Source organism: uncultured Meiothermus sp. (assembly GCF_937863175.1).
Taxonomy (GTDB): Bacteria; Deinococcota; Deinococci; order Deinococcales; family Thermaceae; genus Meiothermus.
The window spans coordinates 1-2,505 of the sequence record NZ_CALMCQ010000208.1; the positions used below are offsets into that span (position 1 = coordinate 1).

Below are 2,505 nucleotides of genomic sequence, written 5' to 3' on the forward strand. Positions count from 1 at the left end.
CGCCCTTTTCCTGATCATGGCAGCCTTTGCCTTCAAGATTGCGATGGTGCCATTCCACTGGTGGTCACCGGATGTCTACCAGGGCAGCCCCACGGTGGTCACTCTGTTCATGGCCACAGCAGTGAAGGCGGCTGCTTTTGCCGCCATGTTACGCATCTTCACCCCCGAAGGTCTGGAAATCTGGGGGGTGGGCATGGCCGTCCTGATCGCCCTCACCACCCTTTTCGGGAACCTGAGGGCTTTATCGCAGACCGAGGCCAAGCGGCTTTTCGCCTACTCCTCTATCGCCAATGCGGGCTACATTGGGCTGGGGCTCTTTGGCCCAACAGGACAGGCCACCATTCCTTTCTACCTGCTGACCTACGGGCTGGCAACCGGCATTATCTTCGCGGTGCTCTCGATGCTCTCCAACCAGGATGTGCCTCTCGAGCGCCTCAGGGGGCTGTGGTATCGCAAACCGCTGTTGGGCGGGGCGATGGGTCTAGGTATCCTCTCGGTGCTGGGGTTGCCGCCGCTGGCCGGGTTCTGGGCCAAGTACCTGATCTTCCAGGAGGCAGCCCAGGCGGGTTTCTACGGGCTGGTGGTACTGGCACTCATCACCTCGGCCATGGGGGCCTATTACTACTTCAAAGTTTTCTTCCTGATTTTCAGCAAGCCAACCCCCGTACAGGAAGCCGATGACCGTGAGGCTGAAGCTGCGCTGACCCGGTTCGGTAGTTCGGAAGCGCCGGGCATTCCGGTGACTGCCGCTCCCATGGGCCTGACCCAGGGGCTAATGGCTCCAGCGGCGCGGATGGGTGCGCCCGCCCTGGGCATCTTGCTGGCGGCACTGGCTTTGTTGGGCCTGCTCTCGGTTCTGCCTGGACTGGGGTTGCGCGCCTTTAGCACCGGACTGGCCCCGGCTGAAGTAGCCGTGACCATCACCGCCCCTGCCAGGGGCACGACCCTGGTAGCCGGAAGCTATGCCCTGCAGGGCACCGGCAAGCCAGGCGAAACCCTCGAGCTTTTTGACAATGGAAATCTCCTGGGCGTGGTGGCGGTGGGCCTTGATGGCATGTGGAGCTTCCCGGTGTCTGCCTCCGCACTACCCTCGGCCCTGGCTGCCGGGGCGCATATCTACGAGGTTCGTCGGGCCGGGCAGCTGACCGGAGCCAGCACCAGCGTTACCGCTACGCTTCTGGCGGAGCCAGCTTTTACTGCTCCTTCGGATAGGGCCACGGTTGCAGCCACCGGTTTTACCCTGCAAGGCACCGCCCGGCCTGGCCAGGTGGTCGAAATCTTCGAAGACGGAACCAGTCTGGGGCGCGTGACTGCCGATACCAGCGGGCAGTGGAGCCTGGATGTCCCGCCACCCCCAGGTGGAACCCGAAGATACCAGGTACGACCCGAAGGAACCGCCTCGGGGGCTAGTATCTCGCTGGTGGTGCCTGAAGCCCAGGCGGGGGCCATCTGTAGCCAGAGTTTCGCGCTATCCAACCTGCAGGCCGGGGGCACGGTGACACCACCTTTCCGCTTTGGCGGGGTGGGCTCGGCCAGTAGTTACACCGTCCTGATTAAGCGGGCGGACCGGATTATTGGGCGCAGGGAGATTCCCCTCAGTGCGGCCTGCGGCTGGAGTTACTTTTCCAACCCTGGCCCCGGCGAGATTACCTACGAGGTGCGCGAGACCGGCAGGCTCGAGACCGAGCCACCACTGACCTCCATCACTCTAAATGTGGAGTAATGCCGATGCGATCTACTTGAGAACCCCCAGAGCAGCCTGCACCACCGAGGGGTCGAACCTGGAGCCGCTATGGGCACGGATCTCTTCCAGGGCCTCGGCCTTGCTCCAGGCGCGTTTGTAAGGACGCTCGTGGGTCAGCGCATCAAACATATCAATAACAGCAACGATGCGGGCTTCGATAGGAATTTGCTGACCTTCAAGGCCGTAGGGATACCCGTTGCCGTCCCAGTGTTCATGGTGCGCCCGAGCGATTTCTTCCGCCATCCGCACCAGCCGAGAACGGCCCCCAGAGAGAATCTTGGCTCCGAAAATGGTGTGCTGTTTCATCCGCTCGAACTCCTCTGCAGTAAGCTTCTCCGATTTGAGCAGGATTTCGTCGGGTATGCCTATTTTTCCGATATCGTGGAGGCGTGCAGCTTTGTCCAGGATATCCGCTTCCTGGGGTAGCCAGTGCAGCGCCCGTGCCACAGCGGCTGCGAGGCGGCCTACCCGCAGGGTGTGCTGTCCGGTCTGGTCATCGCGGTACTCGGCAGCAATAGCCAGCCGGTTAAGCATCTCGAGCTGGCTCTGCTCGAGTTCGGCAGTGCGCTCGGCAACCTTCATTTCAGCCTCCATACGGGCTGTTCGTGCTATCTCGACCTCGTACCGAAGCTTCTCCAGGTCAAATTGAGCTTCGAGTTGCCGGGTCTTACGCTCGTTTTCTGCGTTAAACACCGAACGCTCGGCCTGGTAAAAGGCCCGGTGGTGCGAGAGTGCTTTGACCGGGTTCCCGGTGGCTTCGT

Annotated in this window: 2 protein-coding genes; one reads left to right on the top strand and one right to left on the bottom strand. The window is 61.7% G+C overall.

The window, feature by feature from the left end:
- The coding region (locus Q0288_RS08210) for a proton-conducting transporter membrane subunit (RefSeq protein WP_299429409.1) at nucleotides 1-1,723 on the top strand (1,723 nt) is incomplete at its 5' end.
- Nucleotides 1,724-1,735: 12 nt separating this feature from the next.
- Here Q0288_RS08210 and Q0288_RS08215 read toward each other — a convergent pair.
- The coding region (locus Q0288_RS08215) for an HD domain-containing phosphohydrolase (protein ID WP_299429410.1) at nucleotides 1,736-2,505 on the bottom strand (770 nt) is incomplete at its 5' end.